Genomic DNA, 26,453 nt, shown 5'->3' on the forward strand with positions numbered 1-26,453 from the left:
ACATACGGTCCGTCGCATTCCGGTATTCCGCAACAAGAACAAAGGTTGTCATAAGTCACTCCGTATCAAACATGACAGGGAGTAGTCCCTTTGTGGGAGAGCTACCCCCCAATAGGTTAAAGGATATCTACCAGGGAAAAATTCTCCCTGGCAGATATAAGAGCCATTAGCTCGCTGAAGTAATTATCAGTTTGTAATCGTCATACTTCACAGTGAAATATTCTGTAAGTTCGGTTGTTTCCTCGCCCAGACGAACAAATAGGGTTAGCGAAAATGTCACGGTTGTATCGGAAGAAACCGACCGCTTGTTCCAGGCGTCCTGCGCTGCTTTTATCAACGCAAGTTGCCGACGTTCCCACTCAGCAATGCTGAAGCGGTCTACGGCGCGATCCCATGCAGATAACGTGATAGATACCGGTAAGAATGCCAGTTCTTTTTGTGAATCCATAGATGTCTCCTTACGCAAAAAATAAGGGAACATCTATCCCCTGGAGGGAAGCATGTTCCCTTGGGGATGAGTCAATCAGATAGGATGCCAATCAAGGCATGTTGGACAAGTCACCTTCATCGCAGTGAAGTGCGATCCCCGCTCTCAAAGGTTCAGGGGGGTTACCGCTCTAAAGCGCGTCCTCTCAGGTTAGGGTCGCTTTGGCTTGTGATTGCCCGAAGGCGTCCTTCTCAAATCACCAGGACATTGGCTGTTGTCAGAGACAACGGTTTAACGGTTAAAATCGTACATAAATAAAACATACTCGACAAGCCCCTTTCTGCATGTATTTTGCCGTTCTCACTATTAAGACTCATCATCACTCACTCGATTATAAACTCTGGCAACATAATGCCCGCGCCCATCACCATGCCCCAGGTCCATCGATACCATTGCCTCTGCTTCTTTCCGGCTTAATCCTTTACTCATATGATAGTCCGTAGCCTCTTTGGAATAGGCATAACGCAGACTATGCGGAGATTCTTTCCCCGTTAACCCTGCCTCTTTGAGCGTATTTCGGTACCGATCAATAGCAGAATGCAGACTAGGTTTGTCTATTAAACGTCCATTGTGTGTATCAACATATTTTATCGCCTCATTGACTGCACGAATAACCGTTTCGCGATCTACAACTGTGGTATCCCTCGGGCGTCCACCTTTGGTTCCGAATATAATCCGTATACGCTCATCACCTTTATTTAATGCCTTCCGCCATGTCTTTAATGATTTGGCAGATTGAACCGTTTCTTCCGTCCTCAATCCTAAATAACGAGCCAGTTGCATTGCAGCGGCGACACCGTCGTCTTTATCACGTATATGGGCGAGCGCTGCGTGATAGCGCTCGTCTGTAATAGCTATTTTAGAGCCGTCACGACTAGCCCCAGATAAGCCGAGAGCCGAATTACTTAATCTTTCATGACTTGGATCGGCGAGTTTCGTCCTGCCAGCAGTAGAAAACATCGCCCGAATAGCCGCCATTTCATTTTGCAGAGTACGTTTGGAGATATTTTCTGACAGACGATTCTTTATATAGAGCTCAACATGATTAGTTTTTAAATTATTGACATCTCGGATCTGGATATTTAATTTCAACATACTTTCGGCGAAACGCGACGCTATTCTGGCGCGATCTGAAACGGTTTTAAAACTCCCACCCGACTTTCGAGCCAGCGTGATTAATTGCTTGCTTAACTGCTTATTGGCTCTCGACATTCCCTCCTCCTTTCGTCATGAAAAACGTACGACATTACCGCCTTCGCCCCGAGGGATGAAGGACGTACCGAACTGCATTTTTGATGTACGCCAAAACGTCTGAACAACGTTCAGCACGACGGTGATACATCCTGGCCCGACGACACGGTGTGATTTGCGCTTCCTGCGGCTCGACTGATAACTGTGCGTCGGAGTGGCAAAATGTTGAGTTCTTGTGAGGTATCCACAGCTCGCTGAGCTGCTTGCGGCTTTCGCCGGTACCTGACTACTGCCAGGTCACCTCCATCCATCAGCTTTCGCTAATGTTGCCATCGTTACCGAGTCGATTGTTCTCCTTCATTACATAAATAAGCGCCTTCATGGGTTACCCCGTATTTACGACGCGATGGTTGGAAAAATGTCATTTCACATGCGCTGAATGGTCCATAGTCCGTGGTTCGACCAGAGTACTACGTGTCGGTCAGAGCGTAGAAGACGTTGGTAAAGCCCGTATTACGTGGGTTTGTCCGTTATGCGCTTTGCGCGTCACTTGGTATATGCTTCGCAATTACACAAGTGACGCGCTGCGCAGCTCCCGCGCCAAATGCTGCTTCTGCAGATGCCAAATGTTCCGATTGGCATAGCAGAACGCCGCAAATGTTGCCGGGGTTGCTGGACGTCGATCCAAAAAGATAAGGGCGTAGACATAATGTTTCTCCTGGTAATGGAGAAACTATCCCACCGGGAAGTTTCCCGCTGGGTGTCAGTTGTCGTGATGAAACTGACTGTCTGTGAGTGGATAAACGCACCTTCATCGCAATAAACTGCGATCCCCACTCTCAAAGGTTCAGGGGGGTTACCGCTCTAAAGCGCGTCCTTTCAGGTTAAGGTCGCATTGGCTGTGGTCGCTCGAAAGCGTCAGTCTCAGACCACGCTTCTCTCCGTATGACTTTGGCTTGTGATCGCCCTAGGGCACTTCTCTCAGATCACCTGCGCACTCCTTGCGCTGAAGCATTGACTGTTGTCATCGACAACGATAGAACAGGGGGATCATAAAGGAGAGTCCAGAAATCTTCAACAGAAACAAGGCGGGGATATATGCAGCAAAAGAGACGGAGTTTTGCACATACCCACCGCCAGAGTCTGTTCGCTTGCCCCGCTCACAGACCGCTCCCGTTTGCCGGGGTGCTGGGTGGCCCCGGCTTCACTGGCTTTTCTGACCGTGGATATGTGCATAACTCAATTTATTTTCTCAACATTGACAAGCTCTCAATGGCTTTTTTCTCCGCCAATTTGGTTTCCGATTTTATACTCCTCCAATTGGAGAGCATTACACGGCGAGTCTATTTTTGTACTTTCCTATTTCATAGAGATTTTCAGCGGCGCAAAAAAGTAATTTCATCAAAAACCAATTAAATACAATAAGTTATGGTAATTTAATTTCTCAAAAATGGTTTCAAATACCTGTTTTCGACTATGTTGATGTTCCCTGTCTCTATTTCGATTTTTGCAACTAATTAACGTATCTTTTACCTCCTTGGCCCTCAAACCTCTTGAAGGGTTTACCCTTTTTCAGCTATACTAAAAGAGAGTAATTTGGTTAATGTAAATGTGCTCCATTTGAACCAATTACTTTTAAGATACTAAAGAGCTCTTGCTAATTAGTACATTAAGCGCTTTTTATCATACGTAGCACACAGGCCAACCAATGAGTTAAACAAGGAAAAATATGGATAGCGAAATACTTTTCATCGAAAAAGCAATAAGATCAGCAAAAGAAGTAAAAATCATTAACAAAGAAAAATTACAGGATACTATAGCCCTACAAATACAATACAAAAAAGAAATATTCCTAGTAATGATAAAAAAAGCATTTGGAAATCACTACGTTATAAATGTAAACAACCCCGTAAACTTTAGTGAGCTTGGTGAGATTGATGAAAGCACGAATGCTTTCGAACTTTCAAATAAATTTAATACTTATGCTGTCGCTACAAAATGTATAGCTATAGGTAATACAGCCTTCAAATTTATGTTCTCAAGAGAAGAAATTATCTCGCAAGAAGACACTAGAAATAAAAACTTTATATTAAAGAGAGTCATGTTATCTTTGTCTATTGTAATAGATGCCCCCAGTGTATTTCTTTCAGTGGCCGGTGACAATGAAGCAGAAAAAAACTGATACAATAAAAAGCAATGAAATATTAATATTCATTTTTGGGTGGATTGCATCTTTTTTTGCCGTAGCCGTTCCTATAATGCTTGTATCATATATAAACACAAACACCCCAACTATATCAGCTGATTATAAAGATAGAATAACCATACTATCCTATCTTGCAGGTGCTTTTTTTAGCGGTCTATTTACCACGTATAGAGTTTATAGAAAAGGTAAAGAAAAAGATAGTGAGATATCCCAACTAACACAAGAAAACAATGAACTAAAAAATGCATACCAGGCTATTTCCCCCAAGAAAAAAATAATAATAAAAATCCTTACTGAACTCTACAAAAAATCACATGATATGTCAAAAGGCCAGATACTTAGCTTACTAATAAAAAAAATAGAAGAGATAAATGAAGATTCTGCTATGGACTCCAGTTGGGAGGGAATGATTAATTATCTAAAAAATCATGCCCAGTTCAATGAATTCAATCAACCCGTAGCAATGAATAGTGCCCAACAGGAGATTGGGAGAAAATCAGAATTTACTTACAATAAAAACGGCCAATCATTTGAAATAAAATTCAACAATGAAAAAAACAAATGAAAATGACAAACACACAACCCAGGTTGTCCTGGCATCACATCTGCCGTAATGTAATAGTAACAAAACGCAGGAGATTAATGACCATGACCAAAAAAGCATCAAATCAAAAGGATGATATCTGGAGCGTTATCGCTAAAGGGTTAGTGGAAGCTGTCAAAATGGTGTTTTCTGTCTCGGCATTTATTTTTACAGCGAGTTCAAGCAAAACATCAAATGCCCCCTTAGAAAATGGTCATAAAGATGGATGGCGAGATGGGCATAGTGGATATGGTTTTTACGTTGGTGATATTAGAAGTGACGATGATGAATAAAGACTAGGTAATAGCTGAAACGCCTCAGCCATTACCTAGATTACAAGATATTGATTCTATTTCATGCCCTTTATTACTGCTGTTTTAGTTATATCAGTAGCGATTTTCCCTCCCTTAGCTCCAGCAGTTTGGCTTCCCTCACTTGATTTATTTATTGCTTGAGATATCGCCCCCCCAATACTTATACCACTCCAGCTTACCGCTCCAAACCAAAATGCAGGTAGCACCACAAACATCGACCCCAGTACCAGGTTCATGATCCAGCCTTCGGCCCCAACACTGCTGAACCAGTTATAATATCCGCGAGCGCCGGTATACACAATTTCGATTAGCCGATCGTCAAGCCAACTGCCCAGTTCCCACCAGAACGTCACGAATATCATCGCAAACATGGCAAAAGTCAGCGTTACCACCACCTTGGGGTCATAGGCACCGAACAGCATTACTAGAGGGATGCAGATCACCATCGCCATCATCAAAATGCCATGCACCATCGGCAACGCCTGGCGCAGCGCATCGAACGCTGGTAGCTGAGTCGCTTGAGCCGAAAATGCCCCCAGACCACTGATCATCTGCTTGAAGCTAGTATCAAGGTCTATGCCAGTACCCCGCTGGCTTCCCGCCAGATAAGTTTCGTGACCACCAGACATCAGGGTATTTTGCGGGCTAACCAGCCAACGCAACAGGTTTTCCTCCCAGTTTTCACCATCAACGAACTTCATCCGGTTGGCGACTTTAACGTTATATGCCCCCGCCAACCGACTTTTCAGCCCGATGCCGGATGCGTTCCACCACTCCTTGCAGGTGGGATATCCCCCACGTCCTACATCAGGATAACCGCTATCCCGACTCTCTCTGTACGGCCACAGCGAACGGGGTAAGGTAGACGTGTAATAGTCATAGTAACCGCCGGTATTCAGGAAGTAGCTTGAACCTATCCAACCCACCGAATTGATTGTGGCGTCACTGAGCTGGCTATTGGTGGATTTCAGCTTGAAATAGGCTTTGGCATAACACTGGCTGGCAAACTCCTGTACTTCCTGACGGATCACCGGATCAATAAGTTGGGTATGCTGCACCTCAAAGCGCAGTTGGCGGAGTTCCATGCCACAGGGGATGGACGCGATGGCCGCATGTGTCACCCCTTTTGATAGGTTGTGAACCAAATACCACCACATCGGTACCTGGGCAACCTGGCCGTTAAAGTCGGTCAACAACCCGCCATACCCAGATTCCTCCGGTTTGGGCACATTGGTGCCGCATTGCCGGGAGCGTGTCTGATCAAACTTCATCACAGTTAGATCCACCTCCTTGAACGGCATGGCACAGAACATAATCACCACGAACGCCACATACAGCACCTGCTCAATGCGGGGGAGCGCCAGCGCCCCCTTGTTCCCCTCGTCATCCCCCTCAGTGCGCACCTTTAGCCAGACGCCAGCCACCTTCAGAGCCAGAGGCAAGGCAAACAGTCCGGTGGTAGTAATGATGATCCACAGGGCGTTATTAATCAGCCACCCCAGGAACACCAGGAAGAATTCCAGATAACTGTCCGTCGTCATCACATCCCCCAACGGTAACTGGTGAATTCAATCAGCAGAGCCAGGCATACCATCATCACTTCAATACGGTAAACTACGCCCCGCGAGGGAGCCTGACGCAGCAACGTTGCTCGGACTCGGTGAAACCACATTGCAGCCACGGTGCCGTACAGCATCACGCGCCAGATAAACAGCGGCACACGCGCCTGCTGCAGCCAGTCTGTCAATGCGGTCTCATTTCCGGCAAGATACAGCCCCAATGCCGTAGCTCCCCCTCCCAGAACCAGAATAACCACCATGCCAGCAATAAAGCCGACCGTTTTACGCCACCGGCGCGGCCCCCTTTCCTTGGACGGGCTTTCGGCCTTCGAAACTCTTGCAATCACCATGATTATTCCTCCGTGGACTTGCTGAGTCCCTGGACAGCACTGTCATTTTGTTGACGATCCTGACGCAGGCTGTTATCCACCTCACGCGCCTCCTGACGGGTGATCGCCACCAGAATGGAATTGTTACTGATGGATTTTCGTATCTCCATCTCATTTTTCAGCGCCTGGATCTCCCGGTCTAAAAACTCCAGACGCCGATCAGATTCCGCTACAATAGGCTCTTGAGCTGCCACGCTCGGTTCTGATTGCCCCACCATCAACATCCGACGCATCGCCAATGCCGTCGTGATGGTGTCAGCCATTGCCAGTTCCCCGGCCAGGCGCTGCACCAGAGCACCATTGTCCGGGTCATCCTTCAGGGCCTGGATAACTCCGCGAGTCACGGCCAGATCGCCGGTTTTCAACGTTGCCAGATTGGTCGCATTGGGAGCCAGATTACCGTTCACCAGCTTGATCAGGGTTTCCTGGTTCTCTTTGGTGGTTTTTTCCAGCATGGGAGAAAAGCCCTCACCCGGTGTAGAGGTACCCGGCTCATTTTCCAGCCCACCGCTGTTGCACTCGCTGCCACTCACACAAGTGCGTAGCGCGCGATCCCCCAGAACTTTCGATACCGCATCTGCTGCTTCAGCACTGGTTTTATACTTCTGACATAACGAGCCATTACACGCCGATGAACTCACCGCTGCATCACTGGTGGCAGACTGTTTATTCAGGATGTTGTAACCTGCTTTGGCAATGTCATACGTGGGTTTGATAGCCTTCTGCCCCGTCCCTCCTCGCTGTTGCCCCCCCACCCATTTCACCCCTTCTTTACCCGTGGATTTCTTCAAGCTGTTATCTGCACGGATCGCATCAGACGTACTGGAAATGACATTCTGAAATTCCTCGCCAATCGCCGTTTGCGTCAACTTGCCTGACAAGGAGTAATCAGCCAGTTTCTTCGACATCGTCTGACAGTTGAGCTGGGCCTTGTCGAACGCCACATTGGCCTGCAGGACACCATTGGTCAGGAGCTCGTACAGTCCGGGGTTCGCTCGTTGGATGATCATCGCCGGAAGGCTGGCAACCGCGCCGGTAGCCCCGTTAATCACATCCCCCATCATGTTCTTGAAACCGTCCGTCGCCCCGTTGAGCTGGTTCTTGACCGTGGTACTCAAATCGAAGTTGCCGCACATCAGATCGTTGTTCCAACTGATACCGAGCCCGATTTTCTCCATGTTGTTGCTACTGGGGGGTTGGGATATCACCGTACCCCCACCAATGGAATAAAACAGATTGTCGTTTATCGCCCCCTTCATTCCCTTGCCGTAACCGGTATTAGCCTCCTCTGCCGTGATATCAAACGCAGCAAAAGCGGCTTGATTCAGGGAAAGCAGAGCTACACCTGCCAGTGCCCCGGCTTTTAAAATTGCCTTGAATGTCATTGCGTACACTCCCTTAAGTTAAAAATCAGTGCTGTACAGAAATCTTTGTCCACGCTTCTGGCAACAGGAATAGGGTTGCCACAACGCCCAGGCGTAAGCCCCATCCGCTGCTATCGGGTTGCTGTTGTCTGGGAATACGGCACAGGAAGAAGAGATAGAAGGGGCCAAGCGCTGCCATTTATGGTTTTTAGTGCCAGTGTTTTCGGTCACCGACCCCGGCGGCCAGTAACCTTCACGTTTACTGGCCGTCATCGGGTTGTAGACATGTACCTGCCCGGTGCGCGTGATGATGTCTGCCGTACGTTGTGCGACAACAGCCGCCGCCTTGTAGTCATCCACCTGAGTAACAAATCCGCTGCGGGGATACACATTGCCCCACATATTCAGGCTGGAGCCGACCTCCCGCAGTCCTGGCGTGAGAGCCTCTGGGTACAGGCTCTCCGGGAGGCCGGTACGCCACATCAAGGCATCCAGGGTACTGAGGAAATACGGCACAAACGCCGTGGCTGAACTTGGACAGGTGTAACCCATCACCCCCAAAAAGTTGTTAAATGAAGGAGCAGCCAAGGCAGGGTGACCAATCGCATCGGCGTTCTTGAAACGCAGGTTGTCTTTACGCTGCACACGCTTCTGCTCATTATGGCCACCGCCTTCAGCCACCCCAGGAATGCCCGTTCCCAACATCGCGACTTCAGACCAGGGGTTCTCCCCAGTCTGGGCGTAGCTGGATACCACGGCATTGGGGATGTAGTGCTTCACCTTGACGGAGGTTCGTACCTTACATCCCCAGGGAGTACAGAACAGCCAGTAACAAATACCGACCACCCGGTACTCCAGGCAGGTTGGGGAAAGGGCACTGGCAATGATTTGCGCCGAGTTGATGGCGCTGGCCGTCAACGGTTGTGCCGCACTACACAGCAACAAAGCCGTCGCCAACTTATGACGAGAGGGGAGTCGTTTCATTGCGCCCCCTGGTACTGGGCCAATTTCGCTTCGGCCAGGGCAATGTCTGCCGTGCCGTACACGACATAGAGGTCGTCAAATACCACTGCGGGGTACTTCTTCAAGCCAAGACCGTAGGCCTGGATAACTCCCTGGTAGGCCTGCGCTATCTGTTGCACTTTCTGTTGCCAGTCCGGGGACTGCAGTACCACTTTAGCCTGCTGCTCAGCCTGACGCGGGTCAGCCGACAACTCACCGAATACCTCGCGCTGGACGACCTCCGGTGCATCTAGGTAAATCACTTGATGCCCGGAGCCTAATCCAGCCGGGGGATGCTGACTGTCGGTGTACACCACGGTAGCCGCCTGTGCCGACACAGCAACGCACCCGATAGCCAGCAGGAACACAACGTTGCATTTCTTCATCACATCTCACTCCTGTGGGACAAAACCGCAGGGTGACGTGCGCTGGCGACAAAAACAGCAAACAACTCTAAATGCGTTGGGGGAAATTTGGGAGGGTAACCACTGAGATCGTTATTGATAGTTGATCAAGATAGTGATTCTGGGTGAGAAGCTGAAAAATCTGACCAGCCCTATAATGAAAGGTGAGTAAATCTGCTAAGAGCGAGAAGCGAGCACATTTTCTGTCCAAAACCGCTCAAAGCAGCAACAGCCCTGAAATGTCTAGATTTGCCATAGCAATTCACGCCGTCATCACTGCATCTATAGTGATTACTGCGGCTTAAGGAGCCAGGGTCGCTAATTTTATTAGCTCAGTAAAAGGTGACTGACCTATTGAAGTCTATTACAATAGTTTGGTTTATAGCTTGAAAATGGGATTAATTATGGCTGACTGGACAGATTTTTTGCCTACAGCGGTGCGAGCACCGATTACAATCTACCAAAACAAAAAGATCATTAACAAATGGTGGAAAAAGTTGCTAGTTTTTATCGGAACTGGTGACACAAATGTAGTTGTAACTGGAGGTGCTGGCGCAGGTAAGACAGTCTTAACCACTTGCCATCATGGCGAAGTAAAAGATCAAGAATGGGAAGAACCGAACGCTTCGACGATGGTTGAAAAAAAAGCGATTACAGTTGGAGAGTGGACTAAAGTATTTTCAGTTGTACCAGGACAAGACATACATGCACGGGAGATTGCGCTGAATGAAGCTTTTCACAAGCACTCCAACTTAGAAGGCGTAGTGCACGTTGTAGATTATGGTTACACAACAATACGTTCATCCGTTGCTGAACAAAAATTAGTTGAATCAGGAGTTGACTCAATCCAAGCGGTCCGTGATTATAATTTACAGAAAGAGTTAGAAGAGTTCAGAAGGGTTTGCGATTTAATAGCTAATGCTTGTGCCAATGGGCGTGGGCCAAAGTGGATCATTATTGCTGTTAACAAAGCTGATTTATTCCTTTCAGATTTAGCAAAAGCCAAGGGATATTATCACCCAGACGGTTCAGGACCTTTTGTAGAAACACTTAACCGGCTTATGGCTAGAGTCGGCTCCAATCATCTCAGGTGCCGAGTAGTACCAGTTTGCCCTAAGCCAAGACCGTATGAATGGGCCGGGCAAAAACAAACACCTTCTCTTGAAACATTTGATGAGCCAGCAAAATTTATGAAAAATTTCGCTTTAATAATGGCGGAGGTTTCAAATGGACAATGATTCATATAAAGATATTTATTCATCGCCTTATGAAAAAAAGACCACTGTGGAAGAACTTGACAAACTTTTATCATTAGCGGAGGATGCATCAAATAAAGTAAAATATTTAAACATAGAAATAAGTAAAACCAAACAAAAAACTTACTGGCTATATGGGGCGCTTTATTTTTATGCAAATGCCTTAGCAATAATAGCATTCTCTCTCAACATAACACAGTATGAGTATTATCGTTATTTTTTTGTTATTCTTTTCACCTCAAGCATTGTGATGATATTTCCCTTTGCGAGCACACTTATGGGCATGAAAAGAAAACAGATGAAACTGCGTGAAGATATTCAAATTGAACATTCTGTTTTGAAAGAGTTGTTAGATTTAATATCTGAACTGGACTCTTATGGACGCTATGTAAAATCAATAGATCCTGTTAGTTTAGCCACGATAAGAATGCGTTTGAAAAGATTGAGATTCTCGGCGGAATAGAAAAAAGGGTTTAATAAACCACTTAGGTGTAATGCGCAACGATTAGTTTTTTTGCTAAACGTTGCGTTTTTCGGGTATTGATAAAGGGTATTTACGCCTTAACAAAACACTAAATCATTTCTAATACCCGCATAAGGCACCAAGCCGTCAAAAAGGGATGTTGGGCTGTTGTGAGCGAGGAGTGGTCTTAACTCCCGCACTCTGAGATAAATATCGTACGTAGCGAAAAACTAATTCACCAGTTAGCCTTGCTGGCCATCTTTCTTTCTCCAGTCATTATTTTTCATTCCACTTTCGTGAGGCCACTTCAAAAGATTATTATAAATTTCACAGCCAAAAACACCATTCATGCCTTGCACACCTTCAAAATAAAAACCATCCTTTTCAATCCTTGAATATATCCTAATCAATTCATCATTGATTATCGAAATAAACTGCCTTGCATCCTTTTTTTTAATTTCCCACGGAGTAGAAACTCGACTACCCACATCAATCCCCCCCTTGGCACGAGACAAACCAACATATATAGCATTTTGTTTTTTCTCTTCTAGTTTCCTGCTCTGAACCAGAGAAATAAAAATTGGAGAGTAATCATGTATTTCTCTTGCTACAAAGTTCCACTGTTTCTTTGGATGTAGATACAGAAGTTTTAACCATTCCTGCTCGAATTCAGCATTTGGGTAACCTTCATTAGTTTCAGATGTCCAGATGTAGTGATCTACCCAGTTGGCCTTTGAGAATTCTTCAAGAGCCAAGACAGAAAGCTGAAATGCACTTGGATAAGATCCATTCTCATAGAGCAATATTGAATCAAAGTGAAGGCGGATAGTATTTCTCAATGACTCAGTGGCGATTTTATTAAGCTTATACTTTGAGATACCTTCTTCTTTCTTCACTTATACTCCATTTTATATGCTAGTTCTGCAAACAAGCGTATGCTATCACAGTACATGATTCTTCCCCAATACACTTCCATTTTTAACACTGAGCTGATTGCAAGATATGATTGACTCCAAAGTAGTGTCAGATTAAGTAGGAGTCAGTACAGCTAGCCGGTCATTTGACCGGTTTGCGAGAAAGGCTACGATGATTGAATACCTAGACGCTCTTCCAACTGCATCACCAGGTACACAGCATCGACCGCATCCGGCAGGTTGATATACCAGCGCGGAGCCTGGGCATAATCCTGCGAGGTCGGCCAGCATAGCGTGCCGGTGATAGTCAACAGCAGATTAACGCAGTCATCGGCACCGGCCAGTTTCACTGCCACGCAACTGTGATGCCCCACCCGGTGCGGTGAGCAGGTGATAGTGAGCACTGACGGGGTACGTGCCCGGATGTGGTCGCACAGCTCCGCCAACTGCTCGGCATGAACCTCACTGATACGCGGATTACCTTGCGGCGGGGCCTCAAACAACACCCCACAGACGTTCCCCTCACCGGCAACAATGTCCAGTACCCTATTTTTCAACTGCATCATGCCACCGCCTTAGCGATACCGCGAGCCACGTCCAGTTGATGTGCAATCTGCTTCGCCGCCGCCAGTTCCGTCACGCCCTGCGCCTGCATAATCGCCTTGCGGGCCGCCTTCTCTTCCTTCTCGGTCATCCCGAGCGCCAGGTACAAGCTCGGCGGTACCGCCCGAAACAGCGCCTCAATACGGCTCGCCAACACCACCCCTTCGGTATAACAGCGCGGGGTTTTGGTCGCCGACAACAGCATGGCTTTCTGCTCCGCCGTCAGCTTCTTGAAGCGGGCGATTTCCTCCACCTCTTCCGGTGGCATCACCAGGCACAGCCACCACTCGATCATGTTGAGCATTTTCTTCGAGGTATTGGGGAAATCCTCTAGGTTCTGCGTGGCCAGCCATAGCCAGGCACCGAGTTTTCGCCACATCTTCACTATCTTGACCACGAACGGGGCCAGTAGCGGGTTGGTCGTGATCATGTGCGCCTCATCGGTCGCAAAGACGATTTCACGGTCCAGAAACTGATCGCGCTCGGCAATGTTGTTGATGGTGTTCACCAACGAGGTGTAAGCCACCGCCAGTGCCGCCTCATACCCTTCCCGCGCCAACGTGCCCAGGTCAATCAACGTCACATCCGCCTCCGGCCAGTTCTCTCCTGGGCGATCAAACAGCTCGCCTAGAAACCCCTGCATAAACACGCCCAGCGACTCCCCCATATTCTGCGCACGGGTGCGGCGAACCTCAGGCCGTGCCGGATCAGCAGCAAACTGGTACAACGCCGCCTGCAGGTCGCCGGTGATCATCTGCCGCCCCTCGTCATAGGCCGCTTTTGCCGCCACCAGGATAGCCTCACGCATCATGCCCCGGTCAGCCCGCTCCAGTTTGGCCTCTTCCTTGGCCTCACCGCCGGTGACCATCAGCCGTGCCACAATCTCCAGCTCACCCAGGATGTCACGCTCCTCATCGTCATCCTCCTCATCACTCTCATCGGTCTCGATACGCTCACTCAGTTCCTCTTCGCTCACCATCGCCGCAGGCGTCTCGATCAACCGGTGCGCATCGGCAAACGGAGCCAGAGATATGCCACAACCTGGCTTGATGCTGACTTTGTTCACCGTCAGATCCAGCTCCTCACAGTAATCGGCATACAGACCAAACGAGTTACCGGCTTCGGCAATAAACAGCCGGGGGCGGTGGATAGCCATCAGTTGGGCAAACAGGCTGTTCAATGTGGCCGATTTCCCCGAACCGGTGGGACCAAACAGCACCAGGTGGGCATTCTTGGAGCGATCCTGACTGTTGAGCGGATCAAAGGTCAGCGGTGCGCCGCCGCGATTGAAGAAGGTAAAGCCCGGGTGCCCGGTACCGGTATCCCGACCAAACACCGGCAACAGGTTAGCCATGTGCTGGACAAAGGTCAGCCGGGTATACCAGTGCTTTTTGTCGTGCATCGGGTTAAAACACATCGGCAAGGCACGCAGGTAGCCATTGAGCGGGGCGACATCAAACTCCGGCTTCACCGGCTGCAGCCCGGCATTCAGCAACACCGCCGTCAGGTCACGCTGACGGGTATTCAGCACCTTGACGGTCGGGGCCTTCAGATAGAAGGTCATGCTGCCCCGGTACAGCTTGTGCTTTTCCCCCAGATAACGCTTGGCTGTCTCCGAATCTTCACGTACCCGCTCAGACTCGGTATTCTCGCCAATGGCGTTCTTCGCCAGGTGATTAAATCGCTCTTCCAACACGTCCTGGGGCTGCACCACCAGAGTCAGCGAGACCACCGTTCCTTCCGGCAATAAATCCATCAGCGCATTGATATTCTCACCCTTGCGCGTCTCGCCGGTGAGATGTCCCACAGTGGGTGCCCGGCGTAACCGGTCTAGGGTGATGGCCTTGTGGGGAACATCATCAAACCACCACACGCCGCGCTCCACGTCAGAGCGCGGCGGCGAAAACAGCAGTGTTTCACTAAAATCATTCTCTACTGGTAACACTCCGGCTTCATTATCCTGGTGCGCTGCCGTGCGATATAAGGTCTCTTTATCGACCCAGTCAGGTTCGGGGTTAAACCAGCGCAGTAACCAGGCGTGGATCTGTTGCCCATTCTGACGGGCTGCCACGACACCCGCCCCGGCCAACGCTGACGAGATCCGCTCACAGACTTGATTTAACGCCTCTTCGGGGGCATGAGGCTCGCGCAGGGCCGGATTGACATAACGGTAGACCACCATCCGGGTACGACGTTGCTGGCCGCGCCAGGGTGCGCCGGTGATCGCCTTGTCGATAAACAGCCCCTTGGGTACCGCAATACCACGCATATGCCGTTCCATCTCGGTAAGGTAGGCTTCAGTAAACGCCGTTCCCTGCGCCCAGGGTTTAACGTAGCCACGCAACTGGTCCAGGTATTCGGTGACGTCGGTTTCATCCTGACAGAAGAACTGGACCACCCACGGGTGCGAGTCTCGCTCCTCAAAACTGTCCTGCAGGGCGTCTTCCACCACATCGCGGATCTCCTCCAGCCGCTCCGGCGTCCGGCCTTCAGTGCCCACTGGCACAATCTCGAACACCGCCCCCACCGACACCCCGTCATCGAGCAGTACACACTGGCTTCGCGGCAGGTATTCTGCCCACGGCAGGTAGTCCACAAAGGTCGGGTTGTTCGGGTAGAGCGCCTTTTCCTCGGCCACCGTCAGTTTGCCCGCTTTTACCTGCGGCTCACGCGCCAAGACCGTCTTATCCTGGCCGTCATCTTCAGCGACAGCGGGACCCTGCCTGCCGATTTTCTTCTTGCTGAACAATGAGAACATTACAGCGCCTCCGTGCGTTCACCCGGCAGCGCATACTGCACCAGGCTGTAAAACGGGAACACCGAGCTGTAACCCGGTACCGGTGCGGGCGTATTTCCCGCCATGTGCGGATAGATGTAGATCACCATATCGGGGTTCGGCAGACGCGGGAACACCTGCTGGATCTCGTTTTCTGCCGTTCGGGTATAACTCTCCTCGAGGGCATGACGCGCAGCCTGGTCATCATCGGTCAATCCCCGGCGCAAGATAGTACGAGCCTCGGTGGCCGTGCGGGTTGATGAGCCCTTGTTCTGCCAGAGCTCCAGCATGGTCGAGTTCCCCGGCGGCAGCATTTCATCTTTGGTGGTACTGCAGCCAGTCAGCAACACGGCCAGGTACAATAACGGTAAAACGTGCTGTTTCATCAATTCTCCCTCCTCAATCCAGCTCACGCTGCTGGCTGATATCAAAATCGTACCGGACCTTGCGGCCTTGCTTCTCAAAATCAATTGGGATCTGACGGGTAATATGGACGGCTACTTGCGCACCCGGTGGCACATACACGGCATCAAACATCTGCCCGTAACGCGCTTTCACCCAGGAAGCCAATTCATTGGTGCCACCAGACAAAGCTTTACCCAGTGCCGCTTGCCCGGCGCTGCCGGTCAGCGTACTGGTCACCGTAGTGCCATCTACCGAGGTGGTGGTCTGGTTGTTCGCCATCGCATCCGCCGCCGCACCGGCACCGGACAGCGCGAACAGGGTCGGCAGGTACGTTGAGGCGTTGGATTTACGTTCCCCGGACAGACACGGCACCCCACTTTCATCAGATAACCAACCGATACTGCCGCCATTCGTCTTACCATTGCTGCTGTCGCTGGATTTCGCAGGCGATGGGACAGTGCGCACGGTACCATCGGAAAACACAAAGGTAATGGAATGCACTTCACCCCGGACACAGGACAACACCCAGTCGCCGGTGGCGGTGCCGGAGACAATCGCCCCTTCCACGTCAGGCAGCTCGATGCCATTAGCCGTCAGGTTCTCTTTGCCGATAAGCACCTTAAACGGATACGGGTCGGTCACTTTGCCATCAATCGGCACCCGGCCCAGCAACGCTGTCATGCCGCGACTGCCAATCAGCGTTGAGTTTTCCGGCAACGTATACACCGGGGTCGCCTCCTCGATGGCTTGCTGATTTTTCGCCACCCGATCCAGCTCGGCTTTCTGGCGGGAAATTTCATTATCATTCAGGCTGGCAAACGAACTCGGGAACTGAAAACTGCCGGTGCCTGCCGCCGTGCCCACGGCAGCGGCCCCAATGACCGGTTTACCATTACGGTCAAGCTGTACGGCGTCCTGTGGTTCAATCCACATCACACCACCGCTCACGGTGCCCACCGCCCCGTCACTGCCCTCCAGGCCCAGACCAATGGGCAGGTCACCCTGCCCCGAATGTCCCTGCCCAGATACACCGGCAGACGGTGCCGGACCTGACGTGCCTCCCTTCAGACTGTCAATCAGCGTTGCCAGGCGCTGCTGTTCCGCCTGGAGTTTCTGCCGGGCTTGTGACTCTTCCTGCTTTGCCACATTAACTGCGTCACGAATGCGTTTATCGACATTCGCCCCGCCTTCTTTGAGGGTGGCATTCTCTTCTGACAACGTGACGTTCTGCCGCTCCAGACTGGTCTGCTTGTCCTGGATAACCTTCAAACGCGCCACCAGGGTACGCAGGGTATCTTCCGGGGTATCCCCCTCAATACCGAGGATCTGCAACTCCTCTTCGGTCAAATCGGCCACCGTGCCCGACTTCACTGCCGATGATTCTTGTGCCGGGCCTGAACCACAGGATTTCACCCCAATGGTGATGGCAATAAACAGCACCACCGGCACCAGGACTTTCAGCAAGGTATTGGATTTAATTTGCATGGGCCTGCCCTCCTGACGCGGTTCGCGCCTTGCCCTTCATGATCGGGGCCACCGGCTCCGGCAGAAATGCCGCATCCGGGCGTCCCTGCATCACCAGGTACAACGTGGTGGTATCTTCCGGCGTACCGGCTGCACCCAGCCAGCGATGCTGGAAAGTCGCCGAATGGAAAGTACCCTGTAGGCGGCGCGGATCGAGCACCACTTTTCCCGACCGTTGGTTGGTCAGCTTCAGGGCGACCACGTTGTACCCCTGCACTCCCCATGCGGCCAGAGGACGTACCGTGACCGGTTCAGAGGGCAGCAGTGAGGTAATGTTTGATGACAGGCCGTGCGAAATGGCATGAACACCAGGCAACGGTTCAAGGGTACGTAACGGGGCATACAGGCTTTGTGCCGCATAGCGCGTCAGCGCAATCGGCAACGGGGTGGTGATACGTGAAGCCCTCTCTTTCGAAGACGTCTTGCTCCTGGACGTCGCAGTCTCATCGCGGCTGACTGAGGTCTTGTTGCTGGCTGCAGCACTGGAGACTTCGCCTTGGTAAACCAAGCTCACCGGCTCACGCACCTGTTTGCCCTCCAGAGCGGTGATATCCAGCAGGATAAGCTCACCATTTTCCACATCCTGTAATTGCAACCGCGTGGTGGCAAAGGCGCTACTCGCTTGCAGGTACACGGCACCGCCGGTACTCTGCACCCGCAGTTTGCCGTTCAGCTCCGGGGGAAAACCGACCCGGACGTTCTTGTTCACAAACACGATGCGCTCCTGCCCCACGGTCAGCGACACCTGCAGCGGGATACGCTCCCACTTCATCAGCTCTACTGCCTCGACCGGCAGAGGAACACCCAGCGTACCTGCAGCCCCCAACAATGCCAGGTACAGCGGCAGATAATGACAATGTTTTATACGCATCAGAACAGTCCTTTCTTCTCAACCGGCGCGACCGGAGCCGCCTCCAGGCGTTGCGGAATATCGGCATAGCAATCGAGTGCCAGACCGAAGGGATTGGCTTCCGGGTTCTGATCCCAGCGCACAATCTTCAGCGGGTAGCGCACCAGGGCGCGTTTCACCGGTTCGGTGTGGTAATACTCGTCGGCCACCAGATCCAGGCGTACAATCCAGCTATCGCGGCTCACCACCGTGACACTGTCGTCCTTGTAACCGCGCCCAGGGACTTCAGAGATCCCCCGGACACGCTCACGCAACTCCCCGGCAGACTTGCGCTGTTTCGCATCCTTGTTGAGCCACTCTTCACAGGTCGGCGTCAGGTACGCAGAGAGCGTACTGATACGGTACGGGTAGTCGGTATTGCCGTCCTTCGGCCAGGAGTTCAACTGTTGGAAGATATAGAAGGCAAAACTGTAAACCGTGGACGGGTGAATCTCCCACCACGCTCGGGTCGAGCCCGAGCGCAGGTCGGGCGGGTTATGAACGGTCAGATTGCGCGGCGACAACATCCACCCCGCGAGCGCCACCATCAGCAGAACCATCAACACCCCGCAGGCTCCGCGCAGAGTGGAAATATGGCGGTCACGCGCATTGACCGCACTTCTGTACTTACTCATCAAACTCCTCCTGACACTGGCGAATGACCGGCGTTGAACGGCGCAACGCCCAGATCTGGCTACGGTGTATCAAGTGGGGATTGCCCATCCGCTGGCGGCTCAGCCACAGCTCAACACGCCGATACAGGTAGTTCTCCGGCTTGCCACGCTTGAAGCGGGACATCAACTTGCCACCGAAAAACACCGTAAACAGTGGCATCAATAAACTGACGGTAGGAAAAGCCAGCCAACCGATAAACGGGGCAACGGGTATGGCGACCACCAGGCCGCCCAGTACGCTCAACCCTGCCGTCATAAACAGCTCTGGCGTGGTAAAGCCCTTGAACACGATAGGCTCGGCATTGAGCCTGTCAGGCAAAAACGAGATGGTCGCCATACCGTACCTGCCTTAGCCCACGACAACCGTAGCCGCTTTGGTTGCCAGCCAGATGACCGCGACAACCAGCACGATACCCACCACGACCAGCATCCCGAATTTGGCCCAGGTGGATTTCCCCTGTTGAACCTCTGCAAAGGTGGCAATAATGGCATTAGCCACAACAAGCAATGCCACGGCAGCCAGGATCAACCCGCCCAGCACGATGCCATCATTCACATAGCCAGAAATCTGGCCGTAGAATGAACTGTCGGTACTGGTTTTAGGGCCTTCAACGGTCGGTAAAGCCGCCTCGGCTGAGGTAACCGCCGTCAAGGTCAGCAGCGCGGTGGACTGACGAACGCGCTGCGCAACACGGCGGGCGGAAGAGAAGATAGACTGCAGATTCATGGTTGTTTCCTTACAAATTAAGAAGAGATAAATGATTAACTGGCGAACAAATACAGACTGACCAACAGTAGAATGACGACACGGACTACGAAGCGTTGAACTGCAGCACCTTTGATGTTGCCTGCCGCATAACCCCGATAAACGTGAACAAATCCCCACCCCGCCCACAACGTCAACAGCGCTATCAATGAACCGATAAACAGCAGGTTCAGGACGGCAGGCTCGACGTTGCCAGCAGCGGCTTTAAACGCGGCGGTCTGTGCTTCATTCATTACCGACGCTCCTGGCGGTATTGCCCGGAGACTGACGATGTGGTGGGTTGAGCGCGGGAAGGTTCGAGGTAGAACTCAATCCCCCGACGCATCGTATTGACGTCCTGTGTGGCCCTCAGGTAGTCAAAATGAAAACGTCCGGCCTGACCGTCCTGGACCGCAACCACTCTGGCGCGATCCAGGCTGGCCTGTACCTGGTCCAGTTGCTTCATGACCAGAGCCAACTCGTCTTTCTCACCGGCCTGAACGGACAACACGGTGAACAGACTGCCTGCGAGACACAACGCCCGCAGTGGTGCTGTGTGCATGGATACCTCCTTTTCGAGTAATAGATGCAGGACAGAGCTTGGCGAAAAGGGGGGAAAGGGTCAGCAAACAACTAGAAAGGGGATGTTGAAAATTTTGGGGGTTCAACATGGGACATACTGTACAGCATCTATGTGTCCCGCAGGCGGAGAGAATAACTGGGATAAACGAATATATATGTTTACTGAGCGCCAGCACAAAATGTGATGAGTGCTATATCACCATACAGAAGTTATTCTATTTCATCAGCCCCCCCCTGTTTAAAAGCACTTTTTTACACGAGGAAAGACACATGACAACATCAACCACAGACATTGACGCTTCGAATGTCAACTATATTAATCAAGTCAACAGAAGCTTTAAACTGAACAACTATCTTGATGATGGATATATTTTAGTAAGTTCACGTGACGAACTCTTAGCCGCACAATCCTTTATCATCAACACTATTAAGAAAAGAACAGAGATTAGGCTGACTCGCAATTTCTCCGCCTGGAATGCAGCGAAAACTGATATCGACCTAGCATGGGTGACATTATGTGGTTCAGCCGAAGGGACCAGCATCGATGCCAGCGGCATTCCTGATGTTACAGGCAATTATTTTCTGCGTTTTTACCATTCAGGTAAAGCGAATATAGCCAACATCCCTTTTATTACAGGTCATCGAGCTGTTGGAATCAACGTCATCGGCCCCGGCAACAACACTCAAGTAACTGCTTTTTTGTTTGATAGCCCAGAGGCTTCATTAGGTAATTTTTCTGTTGCATCACTAACCTGTCAAAGATTTGGTGTTGGCATGTCATTTCGTCAAAACGCCTATATCATCTCTATTCACCATTCTAATATTGCACGTTGCGGAATCCATGCAGAAATGCCACATGGTTACACCAACTACGGAGAGAATATCACCTTCAGTGATTGCACGCTCGCCACATCAGGTGGGATAGCAGTTTACAATGGAAACCCCAATGGCCGTTTTAATTTGATTAATTGCAGTGTCGATTATGTCGGCCAAGTAGCCGTTAGTAAGGCTGGAGCGATTGTGTTTTATGGTGGCCACCAGGAGTTTGAAAATAAAAGCAACCAACTCAAAGATACACCTTATGTCTGTGGTTCCACACAAACCTGTCGTATAGAGCTCAATAGTGTGACTATGGTTTGCCTGCGAAACGAAGGCTTGTTGCAGGATTATTTGGTTAATTCAAATCTCGGTGGTGATGGCGTTTATTTCGACAAGACCAGTTTTTATAACATAAAAACGGCATCTGGAAGGTTAAATTGTGGCGACGGGGTATTTTCCATTAGGAACACTGGAGTCCTAAATGGCAGTGGTAATACTAATACCACAGTCATTCAGTCACAAGTCCAGAACCTAATGATCGATGGATGTAATGAGAGCACCAATGTTTGTGATTGGTATATCTCACGTCATCATGGGAAGATAGAAAGCCGTACAACAGCTGAGAATATTCAGTTGTATAACAATACAAATACCACTCCTAGAAGTGGAAAACAGGTACTGGAAGTTACCAGCACTATTAGGGGCGTTAATCATGGTATATCCTGTATAGTACCGGTTGCAGCCTATCAACAGCCAAGTGCTACTCTATGGGTAAAATCTGCTGGTATCACTGGCAATATTAACGTATTACTTAAATGGGTAGGAGTTAGCTATTTTGACCAACTCGGCAGACCCGTCATCCATAAAACTTCCGATAGCATTAGTTACCGAACAATTAAATTATCTGAGGCTACTGACTGGGTAAACATGACCATGCAGAGCTTTAAATCACCAAAGCCAGCATGGGCTACACATTTCCAGATCGAGATTAATTCATCAACAGCTGGTGTAGGAAGCTACTTTATTGATGATGCTGGTGTCTGGACTATTTAAGAACATCATATTTAAAAAAGATATCTGTTTATATAACTAAAACCTATATAGCCTCCACTTTGACTGGAGGCTATGTTTGTCCTTCAAAGATATTTCTTAAAACTCCCCATCGTCACGGAAATCGCTAATCCCATCAGTAGCGCAGCAGGCAGCAGCAGTAAGTTCGGATACACTGAGAACGGCGCGGACAGGTAGAGGATACAGGGAATATAGACGGCCGGTTTCACAAACCGCTTGGCGTGATGATACAGAAAGCTCGACTCATACCCCGCGCCGTAGCGCCGCAGATCTCGCCTCACCATACCGTCAACAATCCCCACCAGGGCCACCAGAACAAACAGCGGTACCGACAGCATCAGGATGGTGACCCGCATCAGAAAAACCAGCGTGACATACATCGAGGCCATCAGGTATTCACGCGCCACCTGTATCAGCCAGGCCCCGCCGACATTCAGGCCATCCGTCAGCGCATTGCCGCTGTTGCTTGACTGCGCTGACTGGAGCCACCCCAGAAAACCGCTGTTCACAAACAGCCACTGGTAACCGATGGTTATCCAGGTACTCACCGTGGTCACCGGCGCAGACAGCAGCAGGCTGCGAGTAAAGCCTTCAGCAAAATAGCCACTTTCCGTCACCATCACCGCCCGGCTGTGTTCAGCGCCCTGCTCCGGCCAAAAGAAGGCAATACCGATGTACTCCACTATCAGGCTGAACAACAGGGAAACCAGTAACATGCCAACAACCCGCCAAGGCATGTCCCATAGGACTGTCATCAGTAAACTGTGCCGTTTAGCAGGCAGATTTTGCTGAACTGGCTGCGGGGAAGAAGATGCTTGTGCCATTACCCTGCCCCTTAATGTAGCCCCAAGACTTCCAGCTCACACTGCAGCAGCATGGGCTCGGTATTGACCGTGATCCAGATCCCCACCTGGTTGGCCGGGCACGGCTCCTGCTCTCGTCGTGCGTCATACCCTAGCTCACTCAACACTGTCACGATCTCCGGGGCAAACGGCGTTGAGCAATGCCGGGCCTTCAACACCGTCATGATATCGTGGGGCACCTCGGCAGACTGCCCCAGACTGGATGCCAGTACAGCACTGACACGATACTGTTGTTTCATTGCACTTCCCTCATCAAACCACGTTATTGTCAATCTCGGGTGCCCGGTCTCCCGGCAATGCAGCGCCCGACCACCAGGTATCCCCCGTGCGATAATTTTTCTTCATATACTCAGCAATCTTCCCCAGACTTTCCGGCATCAAGGCATCATTCCCCACCGCTGGCAACGGCATACGGATCTTCCACAGTTTGCCCCCTTCCAGCAAGGCAAAGGCCTGGCCTTTAGGCAGGTTGATCACATTGGCAGGGGTGATCAGTGGCGTACGCACTGAACTGACCCTGTCCTGAGTATTGGAGGTAAAATCGCTGCCCATCTCCGGGTTGGAGATATCCGTTACCCCGGACACCAGTGTTTTGGTGTACACCTCCACTTCAGGAAGCTGTTTTGTCATCAACTCTGCCGTTTCGGTATGCCGCACACGCAGCATCACCAGGCTGTTGAAGTTCCCCACCACCTGGGCTGCTTTGGCGGCACTGCCCAAGCGCGCCTCGATGTCCGGTAGGGTCTGAGTATAGGCCGTGACCTCAATACCAGCCCCACCACCTTTGTTGATAAGCGGAATAAACTCATCGCCCATCAGCTCGTTAAACTCGTCGCAGTGCAGGCTGATCGGCGTTTTCTTCCCTTCACCTCCTGGCAGCCCATCGTTGATACCAAACTTGTAGATATGACCAGCTACGCTAACCAGGTCGGCAAACATGCTGTTGCCTACCGCTGCAGCCACTTCTGGATCTGACAAGGCATCAAGACCGATATAAACGATACCTTTTTTGCGGATCACCTGCTGCCAGTCAAAAATAGGGCGCGGATCGGTCAGATCGGTATAGTCCGGGGAGATCAGTTGCGCAGTCTTGCCGGATGTCAGTTTTTCCAGCAACGGCAACAAGCTCGCGACGATCTTGTCATAATATTTTTGGTCGTAGCGAACGGACGAACGCAAGCCATCCAGGATAGGATCGTAAATCCGTTTACCCTCATCGCTGCCCAACACCTGCTCAATCGCCACCACACGCATAGAGCGCCCCTCCATATGGCGTGGTACATCACGTTCATCAATAATGGGCACCAAGTTTTCAATCTGTCCCCACAACGCAGGGGCGTTCTGCGTCAGGTAGAACTCGGCATACTCTTCATACAGATCACTGATGTTATTGACGTAACGCATGATTAGACCAAAGTCAGGCCGTCGCCCAAGAGCGACCAGGCCACGGGCAATAATGTTGACAAACCGCCAGGCAAACTCCCGAAACACCGCATTATTACCGCCCCCTTCCAGTTGACCGGCCACTCGGGTGGCAACCTCTGAAATACGGTTGAAACGGCCCACAGCGTTATAGCGGGCACTGATATCCGGCCACCCCAGGTGGAACACCTGCAGCTCGCTGGCACGGCCAGCGCGATGAGCCTCGGCATACATACGCTTGAGCAAATCCGCATCCCCTTTTGGGTCAAATACGATGGTGACATTGCCACGCCGGATATCCTGGGTGATCAGCAGCTCTGCCAGTCGGGTTTTGCCCACGCGTGTTGTGCCCAGCACCAACATATGCCCGACCCGCTCCAGCAGACTCAGCGATACATTGACCTCATCAGGTTCTATACCATGCAACGCGGGCTTGCCGCCGACATCCGGCAACGGTCGCACCGGGTTGAGTGCTGATTGGCTGGAAAGCCATTTGCACAGGGCGGGATAACGATATTCATGGCGTTGCTCAAAACGGCGAGCCGCCTGGTACAGCGCCGGGGGATTTACATAACGCTCCACTTCGGGGCGTAGTGTTGCCTGCAGGCGCTGGGTATGCTTTTGCTCCCACAGAAAACCTCGCCCCAGGAACAGACGCTGATGACTTACCGGTACCTGGGCACTGGTCATCACGTAACGCGGTAAACGGCGGATATTGCGCCGGTAGCGCAGTACCCTGAGCCCCTCACGCGTACGCTTTAGAGCGAACAAGGCAAAACCACCGGCAGTGACGTAACTGACCGTCGGGGCCAACGCCACAGCCCAGGGAGCCGTCGCGCAGATATAGCTGGCACAGGCAGCCACCACTGCCGTATTTAGTTCAACAGCGGGCCGCAGCATTGCCTCAATCACATAGCGGTCACTCATAAGGGGATATCCTTTACCAGTAAGTCCAGCAGGCATTGATCGCTGAACAATTCAACCTCGGGGATCCGCGCCAGCATGGCGCGGCTTTTAGGGCCAGTGCGTCCGGTATGAACAAACAGTCCCCGGCAACCTTCACTGCGCACCAATACCCCGAACTCAGCCACATGATCCGGGGTGATCGCACAGGCATAGCGTTTGGCCTGGATAAGGTAACGTTGACCTTCAATCCATACCTGCCCATCCAGTCCACCATCACTGCTGTAACGCCAGTTGCGTTTGATGCGATACCCCCGGCGTTCAAATGCAGTCAGCAGCAACTCTTCAAACACATAGGGGTTCACTTTGCGCAGGTAATTCAGACGCTGGCCGTTACCGGCCAGTTGGGGAAGACGCGCCAGAATACGTTGAGCCTGACGCTGATAACGCCGGTGGCGACTGACTTCCGCACCAATCAGCAGCGCTATCCAGCTCAGTACGCTCAGCAAAAGCAGCCACCACACCACCGGTCCCAGGCTCTCCAACATCAGGCCCGATCTCATTGCTCCAGTCCCTTTTCCGTTAGCAGCACCGGGTAATGGGTCAGCCCCAGGCGCTTCGCCAGATCACTGCCCGACACCGGCACCAGATCAAGCCCCTCGGCATGTTTCTTAAGCTCATTGAGCGCCGCCTCACTGGCGACATTCACCACCAGGCCTACGGCATTTAACTGCCCCAGGATATCCCGGCGTAGCGACAGCCAACGGCGTGAAAGCTCATCGTCACCGATCAAAAAAATCGGGCGCATACCCGACAGACTCAGCGCCTTGGACTCTACCTTGCCCGGCGTCAGTTCGGGGGTCGTGACCGGTAACGCCGTCATCGCCATCACCGGCGCGGAAAAAGGCTCCGGCTCCACTCCCCTTCCCTGGCTGTTGATGCCCTCGAAATACGTTGCCGTAGACTGGCCGCCCAAATCGGCGACGACCGTGAGCTTGGCCTGCACGGTAAAACTGGCAATACCCAATACCAGCACACCACTCAG

General features: G+C 51.2%; 29 protein-coding genes. 6 read left to right on the forward strand and 23 right to left on the reverse strand.

The window, feature by feature from the left end; genetic code table 11:
* Window positions 1–166: 166 nt before the first annotated feature.
* Both WN53_RS03440 and WN53_RS03445 read right to left on the reverse strand, forming a co-directional pair.
* Window positions 167–448: a hypothetical protein gene (locus WN53_RS03440; RefSeq protein ID WP_024483810.1), complete on the reverse strand. Its 282-nt coding sequence runs from the start codon at window positions 446–448 to the stop codon at window positions 167–169.
* 345 nt (window positions 449–793) lie between these two features.
* Window positions 794–1,699, reverse strand: coding sequence for an integrase domain-containing protein (locus WN53_RS03445; RefSeq protein ID WP_024483811.1), 906 nt, complete (start codon window positions 1,697–1,699; stop codon window positions 794–796).
* Window positions 1,700–3,407: 1,708 nt separating this feature from the next.
* Here WN53_RS03445 and WN53_RS03455 point away from each other — a divergent pair.
* From WN53_RS03455 to WN53_RS03465, 3 genes are all read left to right on the forward strand, one after another.
* A complete protein-coding gene (locus WN53_RS03455; protein ID WP_046808009.1) occupies window positions 3,408–3,860 on the forward strand; it encodes a hypothetical protein in 453 nt (150 codons plus the stop codon).
* The gene (locus WN53_RS03460; protein WP_046808010.1) at window positions 3,841–4,449 is read left to right on the forward strand and encodes a hypothetical protein; all 609 of its coding nucleotides are present in this window, start codon (window positions 3,841–3,843) and stop codon (window positions 4,447–4,449) included. The genes WN53_RS03455 and WN53_RS03460 overlap by 20 nt, the downstream gene beginning before the upstream one ends.
* Window positions 4,450–4,532: 83 nt before the next feature.
* Window positions 4,533–4,760 (forward strand): DUF3742 family protein, encoded by a 228-nt coding sequence (locus tag WN53_RS03465; RefSeq protein WP_152526580.1) that lies wholly within the window; start codon window positions 4,533–4,535, stop codon window positions 4,758–4,760.
* Window positions 4,761–4,816: 56 nt separating this feature from the next.
* On the opposite strand, the gene WN53_RS03470 is transcribed toward WN53_RS03465, so the two are convergent.
* From WN53_RS03470 to WN53_RS03490, 5 genes are read right to left on the reverse strand one after another with little or no spacing between them, the layout of a single operon-like run.
* Window positions 4,817–6,322 carry a conjugal transfer protein TraG N-terminal domain-containing protein gene (locus tag WN53_RS03470; RefSeq protein ID WP_024483817.1) on the reverse strand — a complete coding sequence of 502 codons (1,506 nt, stop codon included), beginning with the start codon at window positions 6,320–6,322 and terminating at the stop codon, window positions 4,817–4,819.
* Window positions 6,322–6,690, reverse strand: coding sequence for a hypothetical protein (locus tag WN53_RS03475; RefSeq protein WP_024483818.1), 369 nt, complete (start codon window positions 6,688–6,690; stop codon window positions 6,322–6,324). The genes WN53_RS03470 and WN53_RS03475 overlap by 1 nt, the downstream gene beginning before the upstream one ends.
* A gap of 2 nt (window positions 6,691–6,692) precedes the next feature.
* Complete coding sequence (locus WN53_RS03480; RefSeq protein ID WP_046808011.1) at window positions 6,693–8,114, reverse strand: integrating conjugative element protein; 1,422 nt, start codon at window positions 8,112–8,114, stop codon at window positions 6,693–6,695.
* Window positions 8,115–8,132: 18 nt separating this feature from the next.
* The gene (locus WN53_RS03485; RefSeq protein WP_024483820.1) at window positions 8,133–9,077 is read right to left on the reverse strand and encodes a TIGR03756 family integrating conjugative element protein; all 945 of its coding nucleotides are present in this window, start codon (window positions 9,075–9,077) and stop codon (window positions 8,133–8,135) included.
* A complete protein-coding gene (locus tag WN53_RS03490) occupies window positions 9,074–9,481 on the reverse strand; it encodes a TIGR03757 family integrating conjugative element protein (protein WP_024483821.1) in 408 nt (135 codons plus the stop codon). Before WN53_RS03490 ends, WN53_RS03485 begins: the two co-directional genes overlap by 4 nt.
* A 422-nt stretch (window positions 9,482–9,903) precedes the next feature.
* Here WN53_RS03490 and WN53_RS03495 point away from each other — a divergent pair, with 422 nt between their 5' ends.
* Together WN53_RS03495 and WN53_RS03500 are read left to right on the forward strand one after the other, a co-directional pair.
* On the forward strand, window positions 9,904–10,737 hold the full coding sequence (locus WN53_RS03495; RefSeq protein ID WP_024483822.1) for a hypothetical protein: 834 nt from the start codon (window positions 9,904–9,906) through the stop codon (window positions 10,735–10,737).
* Entirely contained in the window at window positions 10,727–11,218 is a 492-nt protein-coding gene (locus WN53_RS03500; protein WP_024483823.1) for a hypothetical protein, read from the forward strand. Before WN53_RS03495 ends, WN53_RS03500 begins: the two co-directional genes overlap by 11 nt.
* Before the next feature lie 242 nt (window positions 11,219–11,460).
* Here the strand turns inward: WN53_RS03500 and WN53_RS03505 are convergent, their stop codons facing one another.
* The 11 genes from WN53_RS03505 to WN53_RS03555 all read right to left on the reverse strand — a co-directional run bounded on the left by WN53_RS03505 (window position 11,461) and on the right by WN53_RS03555 (window position 20,310).
* A complete protein-coding gene (locus WN53_RS03505; protein WP_024483824.1) occupies window positions 11,461–12,114 on the reverse strand; it encodes an AbiV family abortive infection protein in 654 nt (217 codons plus the stop codon).
* A 185-nt stretch (window positions 12,115–12,299) separates the two neighbouring features.
* Complete coding sequence (locus WN53_RS03510) at window positions 12,300–12,698, reverse strand: hypothetical protein (RefSeq protein ID WP_024483825.1); 399 nt, start codon at window positions 12,696–12,698, stop codon at window positions 12,300–12,302.
* On the reverse strand, window positions 12,695–15,493 hold the full coding sequence (locus tag WN53_RS03515; protein ID WP_024483826.1) for a conjugative transfer ATPase: 2,799 nt from the start codon (window positions 15,491–15,493) through the stop codon (window positions 12,695–12,697). The genes WN53_RS03510 and WN53_RS03515 overlap by 4 nt, the downstream gene beginning before the upstream one ends.
* Window positions 15,493–15,897, reverse strand: coding sequence for a TIGR03751 family conjugal transfer lipoprotein (locus WN53_RS03520; protein ID WP_024483827.1), 405 nt, complete (start codon window positions 15,895–15,897; stop codon window positions 15,493–15,495). The genes WN53_RS03515 and WN53_RS03520 overlap by 1 nt, the downstream gene beginning before the upstream one ends.
* Window positions 15,898–15,910: 13 nt before the next feature.
* Entirely contained in the window at window positions 15,911–17,401 is a 1,491-nt protein-coding gene (locus WN53_RS03525) for a TIGR03752 family integrating conjugative element protein (protein WP_024483828.1), read from the reverse strand.
* Window positions 17,391–18,212 (reverse strand): TIGR03749 family integrating conjugative element protein, encoded by an 822-nt coding sequence (locus WN53_RS03530; RefSeq protein WP_235166941.1) that lies wholly within the window; start codon window positions 18,210–18,212, stop codon window positions 17,391–17,393. Before WN53_RS03530 ends, WN53_RS03525 begins: the two co-directional genes overlap by 11 nt.
* Window positions 18,213–18,310: 98 nt before the next feature.
* Window positions 18,311–18,964, reverse strand: a complete 654-nt coding sequence (locus WN53_RS03535) for a PFL_4703 family integrating conjugative element protein (protein ID WP_024483830.1) — start codon at window positions 18,962–18,964, stop codon at window positions 18,311–18,313.
* A complete protein-coding gene (locus WN53_RS03540; protein WP_024483831.1) occupies window positions 18,957–19,340 on the reverse strand; it encodes a TIGR03750 family conjugal transfer protein in 384 nt (127 codons plus the stop codon). Before WN53_RS03540 ends, WN53_RS03535 begins: the two co-directional genes overlap by 8 nt.
* Window positions 19,341–19,352: 12 nt before the next feature.
* A complete protein-coding gene (locus WN53_RS03545; RefSeq protein ID WP_046808012.1) occupies window positions 19,353–19,730 on the reverse strand; it encodes a TIGR03745 family integrating conjugative element membrane protein in 378 nt (125 codons plus the stop codon).
* A 35-nt stretch (window positions 19,731–19,765) separates the two neighbouring features.
* On the reverse strand, window positions 19,766–20,002 hold the full coding sequence (locus WN53_RS03550; protein WP_024483833.1) for a TIGR03758 family integrating conjugative element protein: 237 nt from the start codon (window positions 20,000–20,002) through the stop codon (window positions 19,766–19,768).
* Complete coding sequence (locus WN53_RS03555) at window positions 20,002–20,310, reverse strand: integrative conjugative element protein, RAQPRD family (RefSeq protein WP_024483834.1); 309 nt, start codon at window positions 20,308–20,310, stop codon at window positions 20,002–20,004. The genes WN53_RS03550 and WN53_RS03555 overlap by 1 nt, the downstream gene beginning before the upstream one ends.
* Window positions 20,311–20,600: 290 nt before the next feature.
* Between WN53_RS03555 and WN53_RS03560 the strand changes: the two genes are divergently transcribed.
* Entirely contained in the window at window positions 20,601–22,202 is a 1,602-nt protein-coding gene (locus WN53_RS03560) for a hypothetical protein (protein ID WP_037411600.1), read from the forward strand.
* 83 nt (window positions 22,203–22,285) lie between these two features.
* Here WN53_RS03560 and WN53_RS03565 read toward each other — a convergent pair whose 3' ends face one another.
* The 5 genes from WN53_RS03565 to WN53_RS03585 are packed head-to-tail and all read right to left on the reverse strand — an operon-like array spanning window position 22,286 to window position 26,453.
* Window positions 22,286–23,044: a TIGR03747 family integrating conjugative element membrane protein gene (locus tag WN53_RS03565; RefSeq protein ID WP_024483836.1), complete on the reverse strand. Its 759-nt coding sequence runs from the start codon at window positions 23,042–23,044 to the stop codon at window positions 22,286–22,288.
* Between the two features lie 11 nt (window positions 23,045–23,055).
* The gene (locus WN53_RS03570; protein ID WP_024483837.1) at window positions 23,056–23,322 is read right to left on the reverse strand and encodes a hypothetical protein; all 267 of its coding nucleotides are present in this window, start codon (window positions 23,320–23,322) and stop codon (window positions 23,056–23,058) included.
* Between the two features lie 13 nt (window positions 23,323–23,335).
* Window positions 23,336–25,432, reverse strand: a complete 2,097-nt coding sequence (gene traD, locus WN53_RS03575; RefSeq protein WP_024483838.1) for a type IV conjugative transfer system coupling protein TraD — start codon at window positions 25,430–25,432, stop codon at window positions 23,336–23,338.
* Window positions 25,429–25,971: a restriction endonuclease gene (locus WN53_RS03580; protein WP_024483839.1), complete on the reverse strand. Its 543-nt coding sequence runs from the start codon at window positions 25,969–25,971 to the stop codon at window positions 25,429–25,431. The genes traD and WN53_RS03580 overlap by 4 nt, the downstream gene beginning before the upstream one ends.
* On the reverse strand, window positions 25,968–26,453 hold the full coding sequence (locus tag WN53_RS03585; RefSeq protein ID WP_046808418.1) for an integrating conjugative element protein: 486 nt from the start codon (window positions 26,451–26,453) through the stop codon (window positions 25,968–25,970). Before WN53_RS03585 ends, WN53_RS03580 begins: the two co-directional genes overlap by 4 nt.

It is taken from the genome of Serratia fonticola (genome assembly GCF_001006005.1).
GTDB classification, from domain to species: Bacteria; Pseudomonadota; Gammaproteobacteria; order Enterobacterales; family Enterobacteriaceae; genus Chania; species Chania fonticola.

Coding starts and splice junctions, on each gene's coding strand:
- WN53_RS03440 (WP_024483810.1), bottom strand. CDS start 448: ATGGATTCACAAAAAGAACTGGCATTCTTACCGGTATCTATCACGTTA.
- WN53_RS03445 (WP_024483811.1), bottom strand. CDS start 1,699: ATGTCGAGAGCCAATAAGCAGTTAAGCAAGCAATTAATCACGCTGGCT.
- WN53_RS03455 (WP_046808009.1), top strand. CDS start 3,408: ATGGATAGCGAAATACTTTTCATCGAAAAAGCAATAAGATCAGCAAAA.
- WN53_RS03460 (WP_046808010.1), top strand. CDS start 3,841: ATGAAGCAGAAAAAAACTGATACAATAAAAAGCAATGAAATATTAATA.
- WN53_RS03465 (WP_152526580.1), top strand. CDS start 4,533: ATGACCAAAAAAGCATCAAATCAAAAGGATGATATCTGGAGCGTTATC.
- WN53_RS03470 (WP_024483817.1), bottom strand. CDS start 6,322: ATGACGACGGACAGTTATCTGGAATTCTTCCTGGTGTTCCTGGGGTGG.
- WN53_RS03475 (WP_024483818.1), bottom strand. CDS start 6,690: ATGGTGATTGCAAGAGTTTCGAAGGCCGAAAGCCCGTCCAAGGAAAGG.
- WN53_RS03480 (WP_046808011.1), bottom strand. CDS start 8,114: ATGACATTCAAGGCAATTTTAAAAGCCGGGGCACTGGCAGGTGTAGCT.
- WN53_RS03485 (WP_024483820.1), bottom strand. CDS start 9,077: ATGAAACGACTCCCCTCTCGTCATAAGTTGGCGACGGCTTTGTTGCTG.
- WN53_RS03490 (WP_024483821.1), bottom strand. CDS start 9,481: ATGAAGAAATGCAACGTTGTGTTCCTGCTGGCTATCGGGTGCGTTGCT.
- WN53_RS03495 (WP_024483822.1), top strand. CDS start 9,904: ATGGCTGACTGGACAGATTTTTTGCCTACAGCGGTGCGAGCACCGATT.
- WN53_RS03500 (WP_024483823.1), top strand. CDS start 10,727: ATGGACAATGATTCATATAAAGATATTTATTCATCGCCTTATGAAAAA.
- WN53_RS03510 (WP_024483825.1), bottom strand. CDS start 12,698: ATGATGCAGTTGAAAAATAGGGTACTGGACATTGTTGCCGGTGAGGGG.
- WN53_RS03515 (WP_024483826.1), bottom strand. CDS start 15,493: ATGTTCTCATTGTTCAGCAAGAAGAAAATCGGCAGGCAGGGTCCCGCT.
- WN53_RS03520 (WP_024483827.1), bottom strand. CDS start 15,897: ATGAAACAGCACGTTTTACCGTTATTGTACCTGGCCGTGTTGCTGACT.
- WN53_RS03525 (WP_024483828.1), bottom strand. CDS start 17,401: ATGCAAATTAAATCCAATACCTTGCTGAAAGTCCTGGTGCCGGTGGTG.
- WN53_RS03530 (WP_235166941.1), bottom strand. CDS start 18,212: ATGAAGTGGGAGCGTATCCCGCTGCAGGTGTCGCTGACCGTGGGGCAG.
- WN53_RS03535 (WP_024483830.1), bottom strand. CDS start 18,964: ATGAGTAAGTACAGAAGTGCGGTCAATGCGCGTGACCGCCATATTTCC.
- WN53_RS03540 (WP_024483831.1), bottom strand. CDS start 19,340: ATGGCGACCATCTCGTTTTTGCCTGACAGGCTCAATGCCGAGCCTATC.
- WN53_RS03545 (WP_046808012.1), bottom strand. CDS start 19,730: ATGAATCTGCAGTCTATCTTCTCTTCCGCCCGCCGTGTTGCGCAGCGC.
- WN53_RS03550 (WP_024483833.1), bottom strand. CDS start 20,002: ATGAATGAAGCACAGACCGCCGCGTTTAAAGCCGCTGCTGGCAACGTC.
- WN53_RS03555 (WP_024483834.1), bottom strand. CDS start 20,310: ATGCACACAGCACCACTGCGGGCGTTGTGTCTCGCAGGCAGTCTGTTC.
- WN53_RS03560 (WP_037411600.1), top strand. CDS start 20,601: ATGACAACATCAACCACAGACATTGACGCTTCGAATGTCAACTATATT.
- WN53_RS03565 (WP_024483836.1), bottom strand. CDS start 23,044: ATGGCACAAGCATCTTCTTCCCCGCAGCCAGTTCAGCAAAATCTGCCT.
- WN53_RS03570 (WP_024483837.1), bottom strand. CDS start 23,322: ATGAAACAACAGTATCGTGTCAGTGCTGTACTGGCATCCAGTCTGGGG.
- traD (WP_024483838.1), bottom strand. CDS start 25,432: ATGAGTGACCGCTATGTGATTGAGGCAATGCTGCGGCCCGCTGTTGAA.
- WN53_RS03580 (WP_024483839.1), bottom strand. CDS start 25,971: ATGAGATCGGGCCTGATGTTGGAGAGCCTGGGACCGGTGGTGTGGTGG.